Genomic DNA, 15,459 nt, shown 5'->3' on the forward strand with positions numbered 1-15,459 from the left:
CCGATGTTTTCCTGATGTATTTGTGAGGCCGTTAGCGCACCGGCGCCAAGTCCAGCGCTCCGAGCTTGCGGAAGGCCTTCGCCGCATTGGCCTGGTCGCGACCACCCATACACCAGCTGCGAGCCATATATTTGGCGAACCGCGTCCAATCGAGCCCCGGCCATTCGAGCTTCGTCTGGCGCGATATCCGCACCGCGGCTTCATCCTGCCCCTGCTGCGCAAGCGCAGCGGCGAGCGTCATGCCCGACCAGGTTTGATGCACGATCTCGTGCGAACGGGCGGCCGCATCCGCTGCCCCGGCATAATCACCGCGCCCGAGCTGGACGTCCGCCAAGTGCGACAATGCGGTCGGCCGGACGGGATTATCGGGCGACAGGCGCGCAATGGCTTGGCGCAGCGACGTTACCGAGGCGTCGCCGCGGGGCGCGCACAGCCCCTCGACAAAGGTCAGGTCGAGCTGTGCGAGTGGATGATCGGGCTGCAGCGCAAGCACGCGGCGCAGCGTCGCAGCGGCCGCCGGACGGTCACCGATCATGCGATGGTAATTCGCCAGCTGGTACAGCACGCCCGGATCATAGGGAGCCAGCCCCCGCGCGACGCGCGCGTGGCGCGCGGCCTCCTGCCGCATCTGCGCGACCGGAGCGCCCGGCGTGAACATCGCATAATAAGCCAGAGCTTGCGCCAGCGACGCGTGGGCGGGCGCATAATTGGGATCCAGCTGCAGCGCGCGACGCTGCGGCAGGGTCGCGTCGGCCTTGTGCGGCACCAGGAATACCTCATCGCTACCGGGAACCCAGGTGGCAAGCAGGGTCAGTTCCCACGGCCGCAATGTTGCGAACGGTTTGCGCCGGATCGCCGTCTTGGCCAGGCCCAACAAGCGATTTTCCAACTCGCCCGCGATCGCACCGATCAGTTCGTCCTGCGCGGCGATGCTCAAACGCTGCGGGCGGTCGAAATTGCCTGCCCAGAGGCTCTCATGACTTTGCGGGTCGAATATCTCTATCGTGACCCGGCTGCCCGCGCCAAGCGGCTGCACGCTACCTCGCACCGCATAAGCCGGGCGCGCGCCGGACGCCTGGTCGCCACTCCGACGCACACGCAGCAAAGGCGCGCGCGAGAGCGCGACGGCAACTTGCTCGGTCACCGTCCGCGCCGCAATAGGACTGCTTGGATTGGCCGCTTCCAACGGGTGGATTGCGACGGCAATACCGTCCTGCGCGCTGGTGACGACATCCGCCGGCCGGCCGTGATACGCTATGCCCGCACCAATCGCGGCAATCAGGATCACGGCCACCAGCAACCAACGCAAGCGTCCTGGCCGCGAAGTCGAAGGTCCGGACTGGCGCGAGCGAGTTCCAGGGGCGCGAGGCGGGAAGGAAACGGATGCAACCAGACGATAGCCGCGCTTGGGGATCGTCTCGATAACCGCCGGCGGCGACCTGGAGTCGCCAAAGACTTTGCGCAATTGAGAGATGGCCCGCGTCAGGCTCTCGTCCGTGCCGAAGCTGCGCCCCCACACCGTATCGATGATCGTCTCGCGCGACAGGACTTCGCCTGGATGGTCCGCCAGCAGCTGCAGCACATCCATGATTTTGGGCTCGAGCGAAATCTCGCCCGTCGGCGTGACGACCAGGTTACGGCCGGGATCGACCCGAAATGCACCGATCGTAAAGCTGGCGCCGCCGTTCACGCCTTGCCCGCCGCACCACCGGCTTCCGTTTGTTCCCGCATGGCCTCCCCCCAAACCAGCCCCGCGCCGGTTTAGCCACACGCTGATATGGACGCACGGCCGGCACAACAGAAAACACGCAAAGTAGCGCGGACGGCGCCGGCGCGGTGCGTCAGGCGGGGAAACGGGTGAAGTCAGCAGTCCAGTTGGTCTCCCAGCTTCGTCCGCCATCGCGCGAGAAGGCCTGTTCCCAACGCTCCTGGTCTGGCGGGCGCTTGGTGCGGATGAAGCGTACCTTGATCGGCAGGTCTCCATCTGTGTCATCGCCATAAAACAGGCCGCGATTCCCGTCATAACCTCCGATCATCGGGGTGCCCATTTCGGGTTTGTTGCTGGCGATCCAATAGATAAACCATTGGCGCCGCCCCGGATTGAAAACGCGCACGGTCAGGCCGGCAAAGCCTTTGGTTGGGAAAGCTGTTTCGTCCACGCTGATAGCGCCGCCTAAATATTGAACGTAAGTCGTATCACCGGTGAACTCGTCCCAGTCGGTGCTGCCGATCCAGCGCTCGCGCAGTCGCCGCTGCACGGACGTCCAATGGCCAACATGATAGTCAAAATCATGTACGTCACCGGTTGGTGCCTGCGGTCCGGCCTCGGCCGCCCCTGCCGACGCCGCAAGGCCGCTGCCAAGTAATAAGCTCGCGGCCAGCGCCTCCCGTCGCCCTAGTAACAAGCCTTGCATACTCACCCCTTTCGCATCGCGGCGGAATTGATATGCAAAGCGTGGGAGAGGCTTGGCGCGGCCGCAAGCGGCTATTCGCGACCGGGCGAACGGGTTCGGGAACGGGCATCGATGCTGCGACCTGATGAAATTTCGCCGCGCTGGGACGACGAGCTAGGCCAGCCGGGCTGGTGGATCCGCGTCATGCTGTTCGCGACTGTGGCCGGCGGCATCGTGGGCGTTATTGGCTTCCTCGACGACACCCTGTTGATCTGCTTGTTCAACTGGACGGGGATGATTGTGGTGGGCACCACCGTCGCGGCGTCCTTGTTACCGGCGCTAATCCGGACTGCGCGCAGACTAGGGCTTCCGCTCGGAATGGCTGCGGCCGTTGCGGTGGCCGCGACGGCTGTCCCGATCTCGCTCGCAGTCGCCCTATTTAGTGCCTGGGCATGGCCGGACGAGATCAGCCGCAGATCGGCAGGCGCCTGGTATTTCAGCACTCTCACCGCCGAGACATTCATCGTCGCAGCATGGGCCGTGCTGGAATATGCGCGCCATTGTCGCGCGGTCGATGCCCCGCCGGCCGGGGCGCAGTTTGTGGCAGGCAATACGGATGTGCTCTGCTTGCAAATGGAAGATCATTATGTCCGCATCCACCGCCCCCACGGATCGACACTGGAGCTGATGCCGATGGGGGCCGCGATAGAGTCATTGGGTCGGGTCGACGGCCTCCGTGTTCATCGTAGCTGGTGGGTGGCGCGCGCTGCGATCAGCCGTGTCGAGCGGAGCGGACGCAATTGGCGGCTTGTGCTCAGCAATGGCATGGCCGTGCCAGTAGCACGCAGCAGCATCGCCACCGTGCGGCAGCTCGATCCGAACTGATTATTTGGCGGCCGGCAGCCGCAGCCGCGCCAGCAGGCCGCCCAGATCCTCGCTCTCTTCCAGCGCGACCGTTCCGCCATAGATTTCCGCAACGTCGCGCACGATCGCCAGGCCGAGTCCCGTTCCCGGCTTGCCCGTGTCGAGGCGTGCGCCGCGCTCGAACAGCGTGTCGCGTTCGGTGGCGGGGATGCCGCGCCCGTCATCCTCGATCAGCAACTCAACGAAGTCCGGGCTGGACTCGACCGTCACGAACACCCTGCCGCCGCCATATTTCGCGGCATTTTCGATGAGATTTCCGAGGAGTTCGTCGAGATCCTGACGTTCGACATGAACCCGTGCCTTGCGATCGCCCGCCAGATCGATCGTGACCTGCGGATAGAGGCGGCTGACCGCACGCTCGACCGAATCCAGACTGGGCCAGACCGGGGCTACGCTTTGCCCCGAAGCCCGGCGTCCGACCGCGCGAGCGCGGGCGAGATGGTGATCGACCTGGCGGCGCATGGTGGTGGCTTCGCGGATCACCGCCTTGCACAATTCCGGACTGTTGGCGCTCGCCTCATTCATGATGACGGTGAGCGGCGTTTTGAGCGCATGGGCGAGATTACCGGCATGGGTGCGGGCTTCCTCCGCCTGGCGTTCATTGTGGGCAAGCAGATCGTTGAGCTCCTGCACCATCGGCGCGATCTCGATCGGCAGGCGCGGGTCGACCCGGGCCGTCCGTCCGGCCCGCACCGAGGCGATCTGGCGGCGCACCTTGCGCAGCGGCCACAGCCCGAACGTCGCCTGCAGCGTCGACATGATGATCAGCCCGAAGCCGAGGATGGCGAAGGAGCGCACCAGCGTTTTGCGCAGGATCGCGATCTGCGCGTTGAGGCCGCCGCGGTCCTGCGCGACCTGGAAGCGCCAGGTAGCGGATGAACCGGGCAGGCGCACGTCGCGCTCCATCACCCGCAGCGATTCCTCGGCGCCGAATTCGCTGCTGTCGTAGATGTGATTGCTCTCGTCGCGATGATTGCCGGCGACGCTCAGCCTTCGGTCCCAAAGCGAGCGCGACGGGAAGGGTTCGTGTCCCTCGGCAGAGACTTGCCAGTAGAGGCCGGAATTGGGCTCCAGAAAGCGCTGGTCGCCGAGCGGACGATTGAAACGGATCTCGCCATCCTCATCCAGTTCGGCGGACTGGATCATCGCCGAGAGGACATATCTGAGCTGAGAATCGAAATTATTGGTAATCGCATTGTCGAGCACGCGATCGAGCGCCAAGCCGCCACCCGCCAGCAACAGCCCGATCCACAAGGCGGCGATGCCGAGCATTCGTCGCGTGAGCGAGCCGGTCGTCTGTCGGGTCGTGCGCGGCGGATCGCCCGCCTCACCGCGTATCTTCAACGGCAGGCCGAAGATCAGGCGGGTCCAGTTGACCGGGATCTCGGTCCAGCGCGCTACGGCCGGCCCGATGCCGGCGAGACGCATGTCAGGCAGGCTCTTCGAGGCTGTAGCCCAAGCCCCGGATGGTGGTGATCACATCGGCGCCGAGCTTCTTGCGAATCCTGGTAACGAACACCTCGATCGTATTGGAATCACGATCAAAATCCTGATCGTAAATATGTTCGATCAGCTCGGTGCGGCTGACCACCTTGCCCTTGTGATGCATCAGGTAGCTCAGCAATTTATATTCCTGCGCGGTCAGTTTGACCGGCTCGCCATCCTTAGTGACCTTGCCCGAGCGTGTGTCCAGGCGGATGTCGCCAGCGAGCAGCTCCGACGAGCTGTTGCCGGAGGCGCGCCGGATCAGTGCGCGCAGGCGTGCGATCAATTCCTCGGTCTGGAACGGCTTGGCGAGATAATCGTCGGCGCCCGCGTCGAGGCCGGCGACCTTATCGGACCAGCTGTCGCGCGCGGTCAGCACCAGCACCGGCATGTCCTTGCCTTCCTTGCGCCAGCGATCGAGCACAGTGAGGCCGTCGACTTCGGGCAGGCCAAGATCCAGCACCACCGCATCGTAATTCTCGGTCGAGCCGAGATAATGCCCATCCTCGCCGTCCGTCGCGAGGTCGATCGCATAGCCCGCGCCTTCCAGCGTCGCCCGCAGCTGGCGCCCGAGATTGGGCTCGTCCTCAACGATCAGCACGCGCATTCGATTCTCCATCTTCGGTCACCGCATGGGTGACGTGATCGCTTCCGTAACGAATAAGTCGCGATTTGGCGCCGCTTCAATTGCCCGAGCGGCCGACAATCTGTCCGCTACGTCCGTCGACGTCGATATAGATGACCGAACCGCCGCGCATGAACTTGAGCCGGTAGACGCCGGAGCCGGGATCGAATTCGGGCCCGAGATAGTCGCAACCGGGCATGCGCGGCACGATCCGGCTCTCGATTTCGTGAAGCGGCATGATCTGCCCCGCCTTGCGCGCGGCAAAGGCCTGGTCCTGTTCGCGCGGACGACGCGCGTCCGCGGCAGGCAAAGCTGCGATGGCGGCGATACTAGCCGCTGCAAAAATCTTCATCAGCATAGGGTGTTGCATGGGCCCGACCGCTTGAATAGGCAGTGAATGCCGCGCGGGCCACCTCGTTCCGCCGCTGCTCCCCTCCCTCGATATATCGGTCCATGGCTGCACCCATCCTCGCCTATGAAGATCTGGGCCTCGTTCAAGGCTCGGGCTGGCTGTTTCGCCACATCGACCTGCATCTCCAGCCGCGCGATCGGCTGGCGCTGATCGGGCGCAACGGTGCCGGCAAGACGACCTTGCTGCGCCTGCTGGCGGGCGCGATCGATGCCGACGAAGGCCGCCGTACGATTGTGCCGGGCACCAAAGTGGTCCTGCTGGAGCAGGATCCGCAGGTGGCCGGCTTTGCCACCCTGCGCGATTGGGCGCTGCACGGTGCCGATGCGCCTGAGCCTTACGAGGTCGAGGCGATCGCCGACCAGCTGGGCATCGACCTCACGCGCGAGGCCGCGACCGCATCGGGCGGGGAGCGCCGCCGCGCGGCCATCGCGCGTGCGCTGGCGCAGGATCCCGATGTCCTGTTTCTCGATGAGCCGACCAATCATCTCGATATTGCCGCGATCGACTGGCTTGAGGAATGGCTCAGCCGCTTTCGCGGCGCCTTCGTCGTCATCAGCCACGATCGTGCCTTTCTGACGCGCCTCACCAAAAGCACCTTGTGGCTCGATCGCGGCGGGTTGCGGCGCGCGGAGATCGGCTTTGGCGGGTTCGAGGCGTGGACCGACCAGGTCTATGAGGAGGAAGCCCGCAACGCCCAGCGGCTCGAAGCCAAGCTCAAGATCGAGGAACATTGGCTGCTGCGCGGCGTCACCGCCCGACGCGCGCGCAACGAGGGCCGTAAGGCCAAACTGATGGAGATGCGCGCCCAGCGCGCGGCAATGATCGCGCCGCAGGGCGCTGCCAGACTCGTCACCGCCAGCAACGATACGCGCACCAAGGTCGTGATCCACGCCGAGCACGTCACGAAGCGGTTCGGCGACCGCACCATCATCCGCGACTTCACCTTCCGGGTGACGCGCGGCGACCGCATCGGCGTGGTCGGCTCCAACGGCGCCGGCAAGACCAGCCTGCTCAAATTGCTCACGGGCGAGCTGGAACCCGACGAAGGAAAGGTCAGGCTCGCCAAGACGCTCGACGGCGTCATCATCGATCAGCAGCGCAAGCTGATGGAACCCGACAAGCGCGTGCGCGACATCCTCGCCGATGGTGGCGACTGGATCGAGGTGCTCGGCGTCCGCAAGCATATTGCCGGCTATCTCAAGGAGTTCCTGTTCGACCCTAACATGGTGGATGCACGCGTCGGGACTTTGTCCGGCGGCGAGCGCTCGCGGCTGTTGCTTGCCCGCGAATTCGCACGCCCATCGAATCTGCTCGTGCTCGACGAGCCGACGAACGATCTCGATCTCGAAACGCTCGACCTGCTTCAGGAGGTGATTTCCGACTATGACGGCACCGTGCTGATCGTCAGCCACGACCGCGACTTTCTCGATCGCACCGTTACCGTCACGCTCGGCATGGATAGCTCGGGCCATGTCGACATCGTCGCCGGCGGCTATGCCGATTGGGTCAAGCAGCGCGGCCCCCGACCGGAATTGCGCGGCGGATCGTCGCCTAAAATTCTACCCGCCCCCGCGCCGCCCCCGGCAAAGCCGCGCGCCAAGCTCACCTATAAGGATCAGCGCGATCTCGAGCTGCTGCCCAAGGAGATCGAGAAATATGAAGCCGCGATCGCACGCGATACCGCCGCCATGGCCGATCCCAACCTCTATATGCGCGATCCCAAGCGTTTCGATGCGCTCATGAAGGCGATCGAGAAAGCGCGCATAGATCGCGACGCAGCCGAATTGCGATGGCTGGAGCTGGCCGAAATGGCCGAGAATCTCAACGGCTGAACGCCGTCTTGAAAGCATGCGAGGCTGCGTCCATCTGCGCGGCGACCACCTGAGGAGACCCTGATCCCGCCATGACGACCACCGAAGCCGTACCCGCAACCCGTTCGTTCGAGGCCGATGTCGCCAAGCTGCTGCATCTGATGGTGCATTCGGTCTATTCCGATAAGGACGTCTTCCTGCGCGAGCTGATCTCCAACGCCGCCGATGCGTGCGAGAAATTGCGTTACGAAGGGCTGAGCAACCCGAATTTGCTAGGGGAAGACGGCCAGCCGCGCATCACGCTCACACTCGACCCCGAGGCGCGCCAGCTGATCGTCGAGGATAACGGCATCGGCATGAGCGAGGCGGAGATGTCCGAAGCGCTCGGTACCATCGCCCGCTCCGGCACCAAGGCGTTCATGGAGAAGATCGCCGGGGCCAAGGACGCGGAGGGCAGCCAGCTCATCGGACAGTTCGGCGTCGGCTTCTATTCGGCCTTCATGGTAGCCGATCGGGTCGACGCGGTCTCGCGCCGTGCGGGTGCGGATATTGCCGCCATTTGGTCGTCCGACGGTCTCGGCACCTACACCATCCAGACCGCCGACATCGCGGAAGCGCCGCCGCGTGGCACGCGGGTGCTGCTCCATCTCAAGGAGGATGCCGCCAGCTATACCCAGGGTTTCACCATCGAGCGGACGATCAAGGCGCAGTCCGGCCATGTGCCAGTGCCGATCTTCCTCCGGGACAAACCCGATGCCGAACCGAAGCAGATCGCCGACGGCGCCGCGCTCTGGACCAAGCCGAAAGCGGAGATCACGTCGGAAGAATATACCGACTTCTACCGCAGCGCAGCCGGCCAGTTCGACGACCCTGCGCTGACCCTCCATTATCGTGCCGAGGGCCTGCACGAATATACCGTCCTCGCCTTCGTTCCCGAAACCAAACCGTTCGACCTGTTCGATCCCGATCGCGCCGGGCGCATGAAGCTCTATGTGCGCCGCGTCTTCATCACCGACGAGGCGCAGATTCTGCCGCGTTACCTGCGCTTCGTGCGCGGCCTGGTCGACTCCAGCGATCTGCCGCTCAACGTCTCGCGCGAGATGATCCAGGAGAGTCCCGTCCTCGCTGCCATCCAGAAGGGCGTGGCCAACCGCATCCTGTCCGAACTCGACAAACTCTCCTCCTCGGACAGCGAGCGCTATCTCAAGATCTGGGGCAATTTCGGCGCAGTGCTGAAGGAGGGCCTATACGAGGATCTCGCCCGCCGCGAGACCTTGCTCGCCCTCGCCCGCTTCAGGACGACCGCATCCGGCGGCGACTGGCGCTCGCTCAAAGACTATGTCGCCGGCCTCAAGGAAAATCAGACCGCAATCTATTATGCGACCGGCCCCGATCTCGATCGGCTCGCCTCCTCCCCTCAGCTGGAAGGGTTCCGCGCGCGCGGCATCGAGGTGCTCCTGCTGACCGATCAGGTCGACAGCTTCTGGGTCACAGGCGTGGATTATGACGGCAAGCCGTTCAAGTCGGTCACGCAGGGGTTGGCCGACCTCAGCCTGATCCCCTTGCCCGAAGGCGAACAGCCGGCACCCGCCGCCTCCGATGCGGTCGACGGCTTCATCGCATTCGTCAAGGCAACGCTCGGCGATGCGGTGTCGGACGTGCGCGCCTCCGAGCGGCTGACCGAAAGCGCCGTCTGCCTGGTCGCGCCCGAACATGGCATGGATCGCCAGCTCGAAAAGCTGCTGGCGGGCGCAGGGCGGCTCGATGCCGCCGCCAAGCCGGTGCTGGAGATCAATCCACGCCACGCGCTGATCGCCAAACTGAGCGACGCCGGCGAAGACAATGCTGCCCTGCGCGAGGACGCCGCCCATCTGCTGTTCGACGAAGCCCGCATCGCCGACGGCGAGCTCCCGCTCGATCCGCGCGCTTTCTCCGCCCGGCTGACGCGCCTGCTCGAGCGCGGGCTGGGCTGATCATCTCCGTCAGCTGCCGGAACCGGGCTCTTTCCGGTTTGCGCTGCCCCTGAAGCGGTGGCAGTCTTCCTCCTGGCTAGGGGGGATTGCCATGAGATCAGCGTTTGCGGCTGTGCTGGTCTTTTTCATATCCGCGGTTGGCGCGCAGTCGCCGAGCGCCAAGCCAACATCCGCGGAAGAGATGGTGCGGCAGCTCAATTCGCTCGGCTGGGTGCATGGACCCGCGACCGTGCCGATAGGCGATCAGGCCAATATCCGCCTGCCCAAGGGGCTACGCTATCTCGACCCCGAAAATACCAAGAAATTCCTGACGCTGAACGGCAACCCGCCGGACGATAATGACTATACGATCGCGCCCGAGGGGATCAGCTGGTTTTCGATCCTCGAATTCCAGCCGATGGGCTATGTTAGCGACAAGGACAAGGTCGATCCCGACGCCCTGTTCAAGCAGATCAAGGCTGATGAAGGCCCCAATAATGAGCAGCGCAAGGCAATGGGCGAAAGCGGCCTTTATGTCGATCGCTGGCTCGCCGCACCCCATTATGACGCGGCATCGCACAACCTCGAATGGGGAACCGTCATGCATACCGACGGCGGCGACCGGATCATCAATTATACGAGCCGCATCCTCGGCCGCGACGGCGTGATGAAGGCGATTCTCGTCTCCGATCCCAACGCGTTCCAGGCCGACCTCTCGCAATATCGCGTGGCGCTCGCCGGGTTTGGCTACCTGCCCGATAAACGCTACGAAGCGCACAAATCGGGCGACAAGCTGGCCGAGTACGGCCTCGGCGCGCTGGTGGCGGGTGGTGCGGCGGCCGCGGTCGTCAAAACCGGCCTTTTCGCCGGCCTCCTCAAGCTGCTCCTGGCATTCGCCAAGCCGCTGATTGTCGGCGTCGTCGCCTTGGTGGCAGCCTTTCGCGCGAAGCTCGGCGCCTTGTTCGGCCGGCGTACTGACAGCCCCAAGGACCCGCCAGCATGAGCCTGCAAGATCTTGTGATCATTGTCGTTTGCGCCGCATTGGGCTTTGGCATCGTGCACAATATCAGCAGCTCGTCCAAACGTCGCGACGATTGACGCGATGTCGATGATGGTGGCGATATCCGGGAGATTTACGATGCGACGTGGTTCAGCCCTGTTCGCTCTCTTAGTGCTGGCGGCGGCCGCCCCGGCGCAAGCCCCGCGCGAAGAGCGCATAACGCCCCCCTACCGCGATGCACCGGAAATGCACGCGGCCCCCGGCGTGGCCAAGGGCACCCTCAACAGCTTCATCATGACGTCGGCCGAGAGCCGCATCTATCCCGGCATCCGCCAACTCGACAATGATGTCACCCGGCGCCGCGATGCCTATGGCAACCGCATCGCCGCGCCGTTCGACCAGGAATCCGAACCGGGCGCCTACCGCCGTGACGTCTTCGTCTATATCCCCGCCGGCTATCAGCGCGGGCGCGAAGTCCCCTTTATCGTCGTCCAGGATGGGCGCGATTATGCCGCGCGCATGGCCGCCGCGCTCGACAGCCTGATCGCCCAGAAGCGCGTGCCGATGATGGTCGCGGTGATGATCCAGTCGGGCGGCGGCGACGCGCAGGGCTCGGAGCGCGGGCTGGAATATGACACGATGTCGGGGCGCTATGCCGAGTTCGTCGAGACCGAAGTGCTGCCGCGCGCGGCGAAGCTCTACGGGATCAAGTTCACGAGCAACCCCAACGGGCGAGCCACGATGGGCGGCAGCTCAGGCGCCGCGGCAGCGTTAAGCATGGCCTGGTACCATCCCGAATGGTACCACAAGGTCCTGTCTTATTCCGGCACCTTCGTGAATCAGGCGGCGCCGGTCGATGCGGCAACGCCGCGCGGCGCATGGGACTATCATGCGCGCCTCATTCCCGAAAATCCGCGCAAGCCGATCCGCATCTGGATGGAGGTCGGCGAGAAGGATCTGCACTGGCAGGATCCGGAATCGACCTTCCACAATTGGCCGATGGCCAATGATCGCATGGCCGCCGCCCTCAAGGCGAAGGGTTATGATTACCGCTATGTCTTCGCGCAGGATGCGGTCCACGTCGACGGCAACGTTGTCGCCCAGACCCTGCCGCAGGCGCTGGAATGGCTATGGCGCGATTTCCCGCGCTAACCGCCTCGCGTAAGTAATATTGCTGGCGTCGCCCAGGTGCCGCGCGGCTAGGGTTTTGACACCAGGGCGCGCATGCTTGCACGAGCTTCCGGCGCAGGCAGATAGCGCGGTGCGCGACGCGCATGCGTTGTCTGCTCATAGGCGAAGCCGAGCGCGATCAAGCGGGCTTCCGACCACTTTGCTCCCAGGAAGGACAGGCCCACGGGCAGTCCGTGGACCTGCCCCATCGGCACCGTCAGATGCGGATAGCCCGCCACCGCTGCATAATTGCCAGCGCCACCGCCCACGAAATGATCGCCTGCGACGAGATCGCTGCGCCATGACGGGCCGCCGGTCGGAGCAACCAGCGCGTCGAGATGACCGTCGGCGAGCATGTCGTCGATCCCGTCCTTCCCTGCCAGGCGACGCCCTTCCGAGGCCGCCTGCTTGTAGCTGTCCTCCTGATACCCTTTGGAAGCCTGCGCCTGCTCGAAAAATTCCTGCCCGAACCAGGGCAGCTCGCTCGCGGCATGCGCGCGGTTGAAGGCGATCAGCGCCGCCATGTCGCGGACCCTCACATTGGGCGCGGCCGACGCGAGATAGGCGTCCAGGTCCTGCTTGAGCTCGGTGATCAGGATGGTCTGCTCATATTGCCCCATCTTCTCATGATTGGCGGGCTCCTTGACGTCGACCAGCGTCGCGCCGGCTGCCCTCAGCGCCGCCAACGCCTGCTCGAAGACGGCGGGGATGCCGGGCTCGTCGCCGATCGCGAAGCGCAGCACCCCGATGCGCGCACCGCGCAACGCATCGGGCCGGAGCGAGGCGCGATAATCCTGCTTGTGGGCGTCGGCCTCGACCGTGGCAGGATCGGCGGAATCCGAGCCGGCGAGGATCGTCAGCAAGGCGGCAGTGTCCGCGACGGTGGTCGTCATCGGTCCGGCCGTGTCCTGGCTATGGGAGATCGGTACGACATGGGCGCGCGAGACCAGTCCGACCGTAGGCTTGAGCCCGACCAGCGCACTGACCGAGGACGGGCAGGTCACCGACCCATCGGTTTCGGTACCGATACCCGCGACCGCCAAGCCCGCCGCGATGGCCGCACCCGTTCCTGACGAGGATCCGCAGGCCGAGCGGTCGAGAATATAGGGGTTGCGGGTCAGGCCGCCCTTCCCGCTCCAGCCGCTGGTGGAATGGGGCGAGCGCATATTCGCCCACTCCGAAAGGTTGGTCTTGCCGAGGATGATCGCACCGGCCGCGCGCAGCCGCGCGACCAGCGGCGCATCGCGATGCGTGACATTGTCCGCCAGCGCGAGCGAGCCGGCGGTGGTCGGCAGCGGATCGAGGCTGTCGATATTGTCCTTGATCAGGATCGGCACGCCTTCCAGCAGGCCGCGACTGCGCCGGGCGTTGCGCAGCTTGTCCGAGTAGGCCGCGTCGGCCAGCGCGCGTGGGTTGACCGCCAGCACGGCATTGAGCGTCGGCCCGGATCGGTCGATCTGCGCGATCCGCTGGAGATAATGCCGCACCAGAGCCACCGAGCTTGTCCGCCCCGCCGCGAGATCGGCTTCGGTCTGCGCGATCGACCGGTCGGGCGCGGGTGCAGCGGCGGCGAGGGCAAGAGCGAGCGGCGCGAGGATGAACTTCATGGGCGGCAGGGAAGCAGGACCGAACCTGCATCGCAAGCCGCGATTTCCAATCCCGTAATTCCCGCGAAAGCGAGAAAGACGAGAACGAGAGATCGGTCCATGCGAAATCTTTCGCCCGCGAAAGCCGCTTTGACGTTGCAAAAAGTGCGCGGGACCGCGATTTGGGGTCATGGCGCTCGACAGACGAATAGCCGCCGTCACCGACCGGGTGATCGCGCGATCCGCGGCCTCGCGCCGCGCTTACCTCACCCTCATTGAGCGCGAGCGTGAGCATGGCGTCGATCGCCCAAGCCTTTCCTGCGGCAATTTCGCGCACGGCTTTGCTGCCGCCGGCGAGGACAAGAGCGCGATTATCGCCAAGCGGGCGATGAATATCGGCATCGTCACTAGCTATAACGACATGCTCTCGGCGCATCAGCCTTATGGCCGCTACCCCGAGCAAATGAAGCTGTTCGCGCGCGAGACCGGCGCGACCGCGCAGGTCGCGGGCGGCGTGCCGGCGATGTGCGACGGCGTGACCCAGGGCCAGCCCGGCATGGAGCTGTCGCTGTTCAGCCGGGACGTGATCGCCCTGTCGACAGCGGTCGGCCTGTCGCACGGCATGTTCGAGGGCGCGGCCCTGCTCGGCATCTGCGACAAGATCGTGCCCGGCCTGCTGATTGGCGCGCTCCGCTTCGGTCACCTGCCCACGATCTTCGTGCCCGGCGGCCCGATGCCGACCGGCCTGTCCAATAAGGAGAAGCAGCGCGTTCGCCAGCTTTATGCCGAAGGCAAAGCTGGCGAAGCGCAATTGCTGGAAAGCGAAAGCGCCTCCTATCATTCGGCGGGCACCTGCACCTTCTACGGCACCGCCAATTCCAACCAGATGATGATGGAGGTGATGGGCCTGCACGTGCCGGGCGCCGCTTTCGTCAATCCCGGCACGAAGCTGCGCCAGGAGCTAACCCGCGCCGCCGTCCACCGGCTCGCAGCGATCGGCTGGGGTGGCAATGATTATCGCCCGCTCGGCCGTTGCGTCGACGAAAAGGCGATCGTCAACGCTGCGGTGGGTCTGCTCGCCACCGGCGGATCGACCAACCACGCTATCCACCTTCCCGCCATGGCGCGGGCGGCCGGCGTCATCTTCGACTGGGAGGATCTAGACGCACTCTCGGCGGCGGTGCCGCTGGTGGCGCGCGTCTATCCGAACGGATCGGGCGACGTGAACCATTTCCATGCCGCCGGGGGCATCTCGTTCGTAATCTCGACCCTGCTGGAAGCCGGGCTGCTGCACGACGACATCCTGACCATATGGGAGGGGGGCATCCGGGCGTATGCGAACGAGCCTTCTCTCCGGCATGCCGGGCCTGTTCCGGCATCCGCCGGGCAGCAAACGCGGCCGGCTAATGCTGACGGGTGGGCCCCGGAACAAGCCCGAAGTGACGATGGTACCTTAACCTGGACCCCCGTTACCCATTCCCGCGACGACTCGATGCTCCGCCCAGCCTCCGCGCCATTCCAGGCCGATGGCGGCATGCGCCTCGTCCAGGGCAATCTCGGCCGCGCGACCTTCAAGACCAGCGCGGTCGATCCGGTTCGCTGGACGATCGAGGCGCCGGCTCGCATCTTCCACGATCAGGACGACGTGCTCGCCGCCTACAAGCGCGGCGAGCTGCACCGCGATGTAGTGGTGGTGGTGCGTTTCCAGGGCCCGCGCGCTAACGGCATGCCCGAGCTCCACAAGCTCACGCCTGCGCTCGGCTCGCTACAGGACAAGGGCTTCAAGGTCGCGCTCGTCACCGACGGGCGCATGTCCGGCGCGAGCGGCAAGGTGCCCGCAGCTATCCATCTGTCGCCCGAGGCGCTCGGCGGTGGTCCCATCGGTAAGCTGCGCGACGGCGATATCGTCCGGCTCTCGGCGGACGATGGCACTTTGAACGCGCTGATGAGCGCGGCCGAGTGGGAGGCGCGCGACCAGGCGATGACGCCGCGTCCGCACATCGGCACGGGTCGCGAATTGTTCGCGTTCATGCGGCATGGCGCCAGCCCGGCCGAACAGGGCGGCTCCGCACTGCTGGCGGCGATGTGCGAGGATCTGGGC

The 15,459-nt window shown here is 65.1% G+C and carries 11 protein-coding genes and 1 pseudogene; 6 read left to right on the forward strand and 6 right to left on the reverse strand.

Going from position 1 to position 15,459, the window contains the following annotated elements; genetic code table 11:
- Positions 1-31 precede the first annotated feature (31 nt).
- Positions 32-1,690, reverse strand: a complete 1,659-nt coding sequence (locus tag DX905_RS02290) for a winged helix-turn-helix domain-containing protein (RefSeq protein WP_162875418.1) — start codon at positions 1,688-1,690, stop codon at positions 32-34.
- 151 nt (positions 1,691-1,841) lie between these two features.
- Positions 1,842-2,414 carry a hypothetical protein gene (locus DX905_RS15905; protein ID WP_162875419.1) on the reverse strand — a complete coding sequence of 191 codons (573 nt, stop codon included), beginning with the start codon at positions 2,412-2,414 and terminating at the stop codon, positions 1,842-1,844.
- Positions 2,415-2,525: 111 nt separating this feature from the next.
- Between DX905_RS15905 and DX905_RS02295 the strand changes: the two genes are divergently transcribed.
- Positions 2,526-3,278 (forward strand): LytTR family DNA-binding domain-containing protein, encoded by a 753-nt coding sequence (locus DX905_RS02295; RefSeq protein WP_116089888.1) that lies wholly within the window; start codon positions 2,526-2,528, stop codon positions 3,276-3,278.
- On the opposite strand, the gene DX905_RS02300 is transcribed toward DX905_RS02295, so the two are convergent.
- From DX905_RS02300 to DX905_RS02310, 3 genes are all read right to left on the reverse strand, one after another.
- Positions 3,279-4,745, reverse strand: coding sequence for a sensor histidine kinase (locus DX905_RS02300; protein WP_420822131.1), 1,467 nt, complete (start codon positions 4,743-4,745; stop codon positions 3,279-3,281).
- Between the two features lies 1 nt (position 4,746).
- On the reverse strand, positions 4,747-5,409 hold the full coding sequence (locus DX905_RS02305; RefSeq protein WP_116092263.1) for a response regulator transcription factor: 663 nt from the start codon (positions 5,407-5,409) through the stop codon (positions 4,747-4,749).
- Positions 5,410-5,485: 76 nt separating this feature from the next.
- Positions 5,486-5,785, reverse strand: coding sequence for a hypothetical protein (locus DX905_RS02310; protein WP_240320683.1), 300 nt, complete (start codon positions 5,783-5,785; stop codon positions 5,486-5,488).
- Between the two features lie 95 nt (positions 5,786-5,880).
- Between DX905_RS02310 and DX905_RS02315 the strand changes: the two genes are divergently transcribed.
- The 4 genes from DX905_RS02315 to DX905_RS02330 all read left to right on the forward strand — a co-directional run bounded on the left by DX905_RS02315 (position 5,881) and on the right by DX905_RS02330 (position 11,754).
- Positions 5,881-7,671, forward strand: coding sequence for an ABC-F family ATP-binding cassette domain-containing protein (locus DX905_RS02315; RefSeq protein WP_116089890.1), 1,791 nt, complete (start codon positions 5,881-5,883; stop codon positions 7,669-7,671).
- A 71-nt stretch (positions 7,672-7,742) separates the two neighbouring features.
- Positions 7,743-9,623: a molecular chaperone HtpG gene (htpG, locus tag DX905_RS02320; RefSeq protein WP_116089891.1), complete on the forward strand. Its 1,881-nt coding sequence runs from the start codon at positions 7,743-7,745 to the stop codon at positions 9,621-9,623.
- Positions 9,624-9,714: 91 nt separating this feature from the next.
- Positions 9,715-10,605, forward strand: a complete 891-nt coding sequence (locus DX905_RS02325) for a DUF2167 domain-containing protein (RefSeq protein ID WP_116089892.1) — start codon at positions 9,715-9,717, stop codon at positions 10,603-10,605.
- 135 nt (positions 10,606-10,740) lie between these two features.
- Positions 10,741-11,754, forward strand: a complete 1,014-nt coding sequence (locus tag DX905_RS02330) for an alpha/beta hydrolase (RefSeq protein ID WP_116092264.1) — start codon at positions 10,741-10,743, stop codon at positions 11,752-11,754.
- Positions 11,755-11,801: 47 nt separating this feature from the next.
- On the opposite strand, the gene DX905_RS02335 is transcribed toward DX905_RS02330, so the two are convergent.
- Positions 11,802-13,379 carry an amidase gene (locus DX905_RS02335; RefSeq protein ID WP_205412177.1) on the reverse strand — a complete coding sequence of 526 codons (1,578 nt, stop codon included), beginning with the start codon at positions 13,377-13,379 and terminating at the stop codon, positions 11,802-11,804.
- 169 nt (positions 13,380-13,548) lie between these two features.
- Between DX905_RS02335 and DX905_RS02340 the strand changes: the two are divergent.
- Positions 13,549-15,456 (forward strand): annotated as a pseudogene (locus DX905_RS02340) (dihydroxy-acid dehydratase domain-containing protein); the annotation flags it as partial.
- Between the last annotated feature and the right edge of the window lie 3 nt (positions 15,457-15,459).

The organism is Sphingomonas crusticola (assembly GCF_003391115.1).
GTDB lineage: Bacteria > Pseudomonadota > Alphaproteobacteria > Sphingomonadales > Sphingomonadaceae > Sphingomonas_I > Sphingomonas_I crusticola.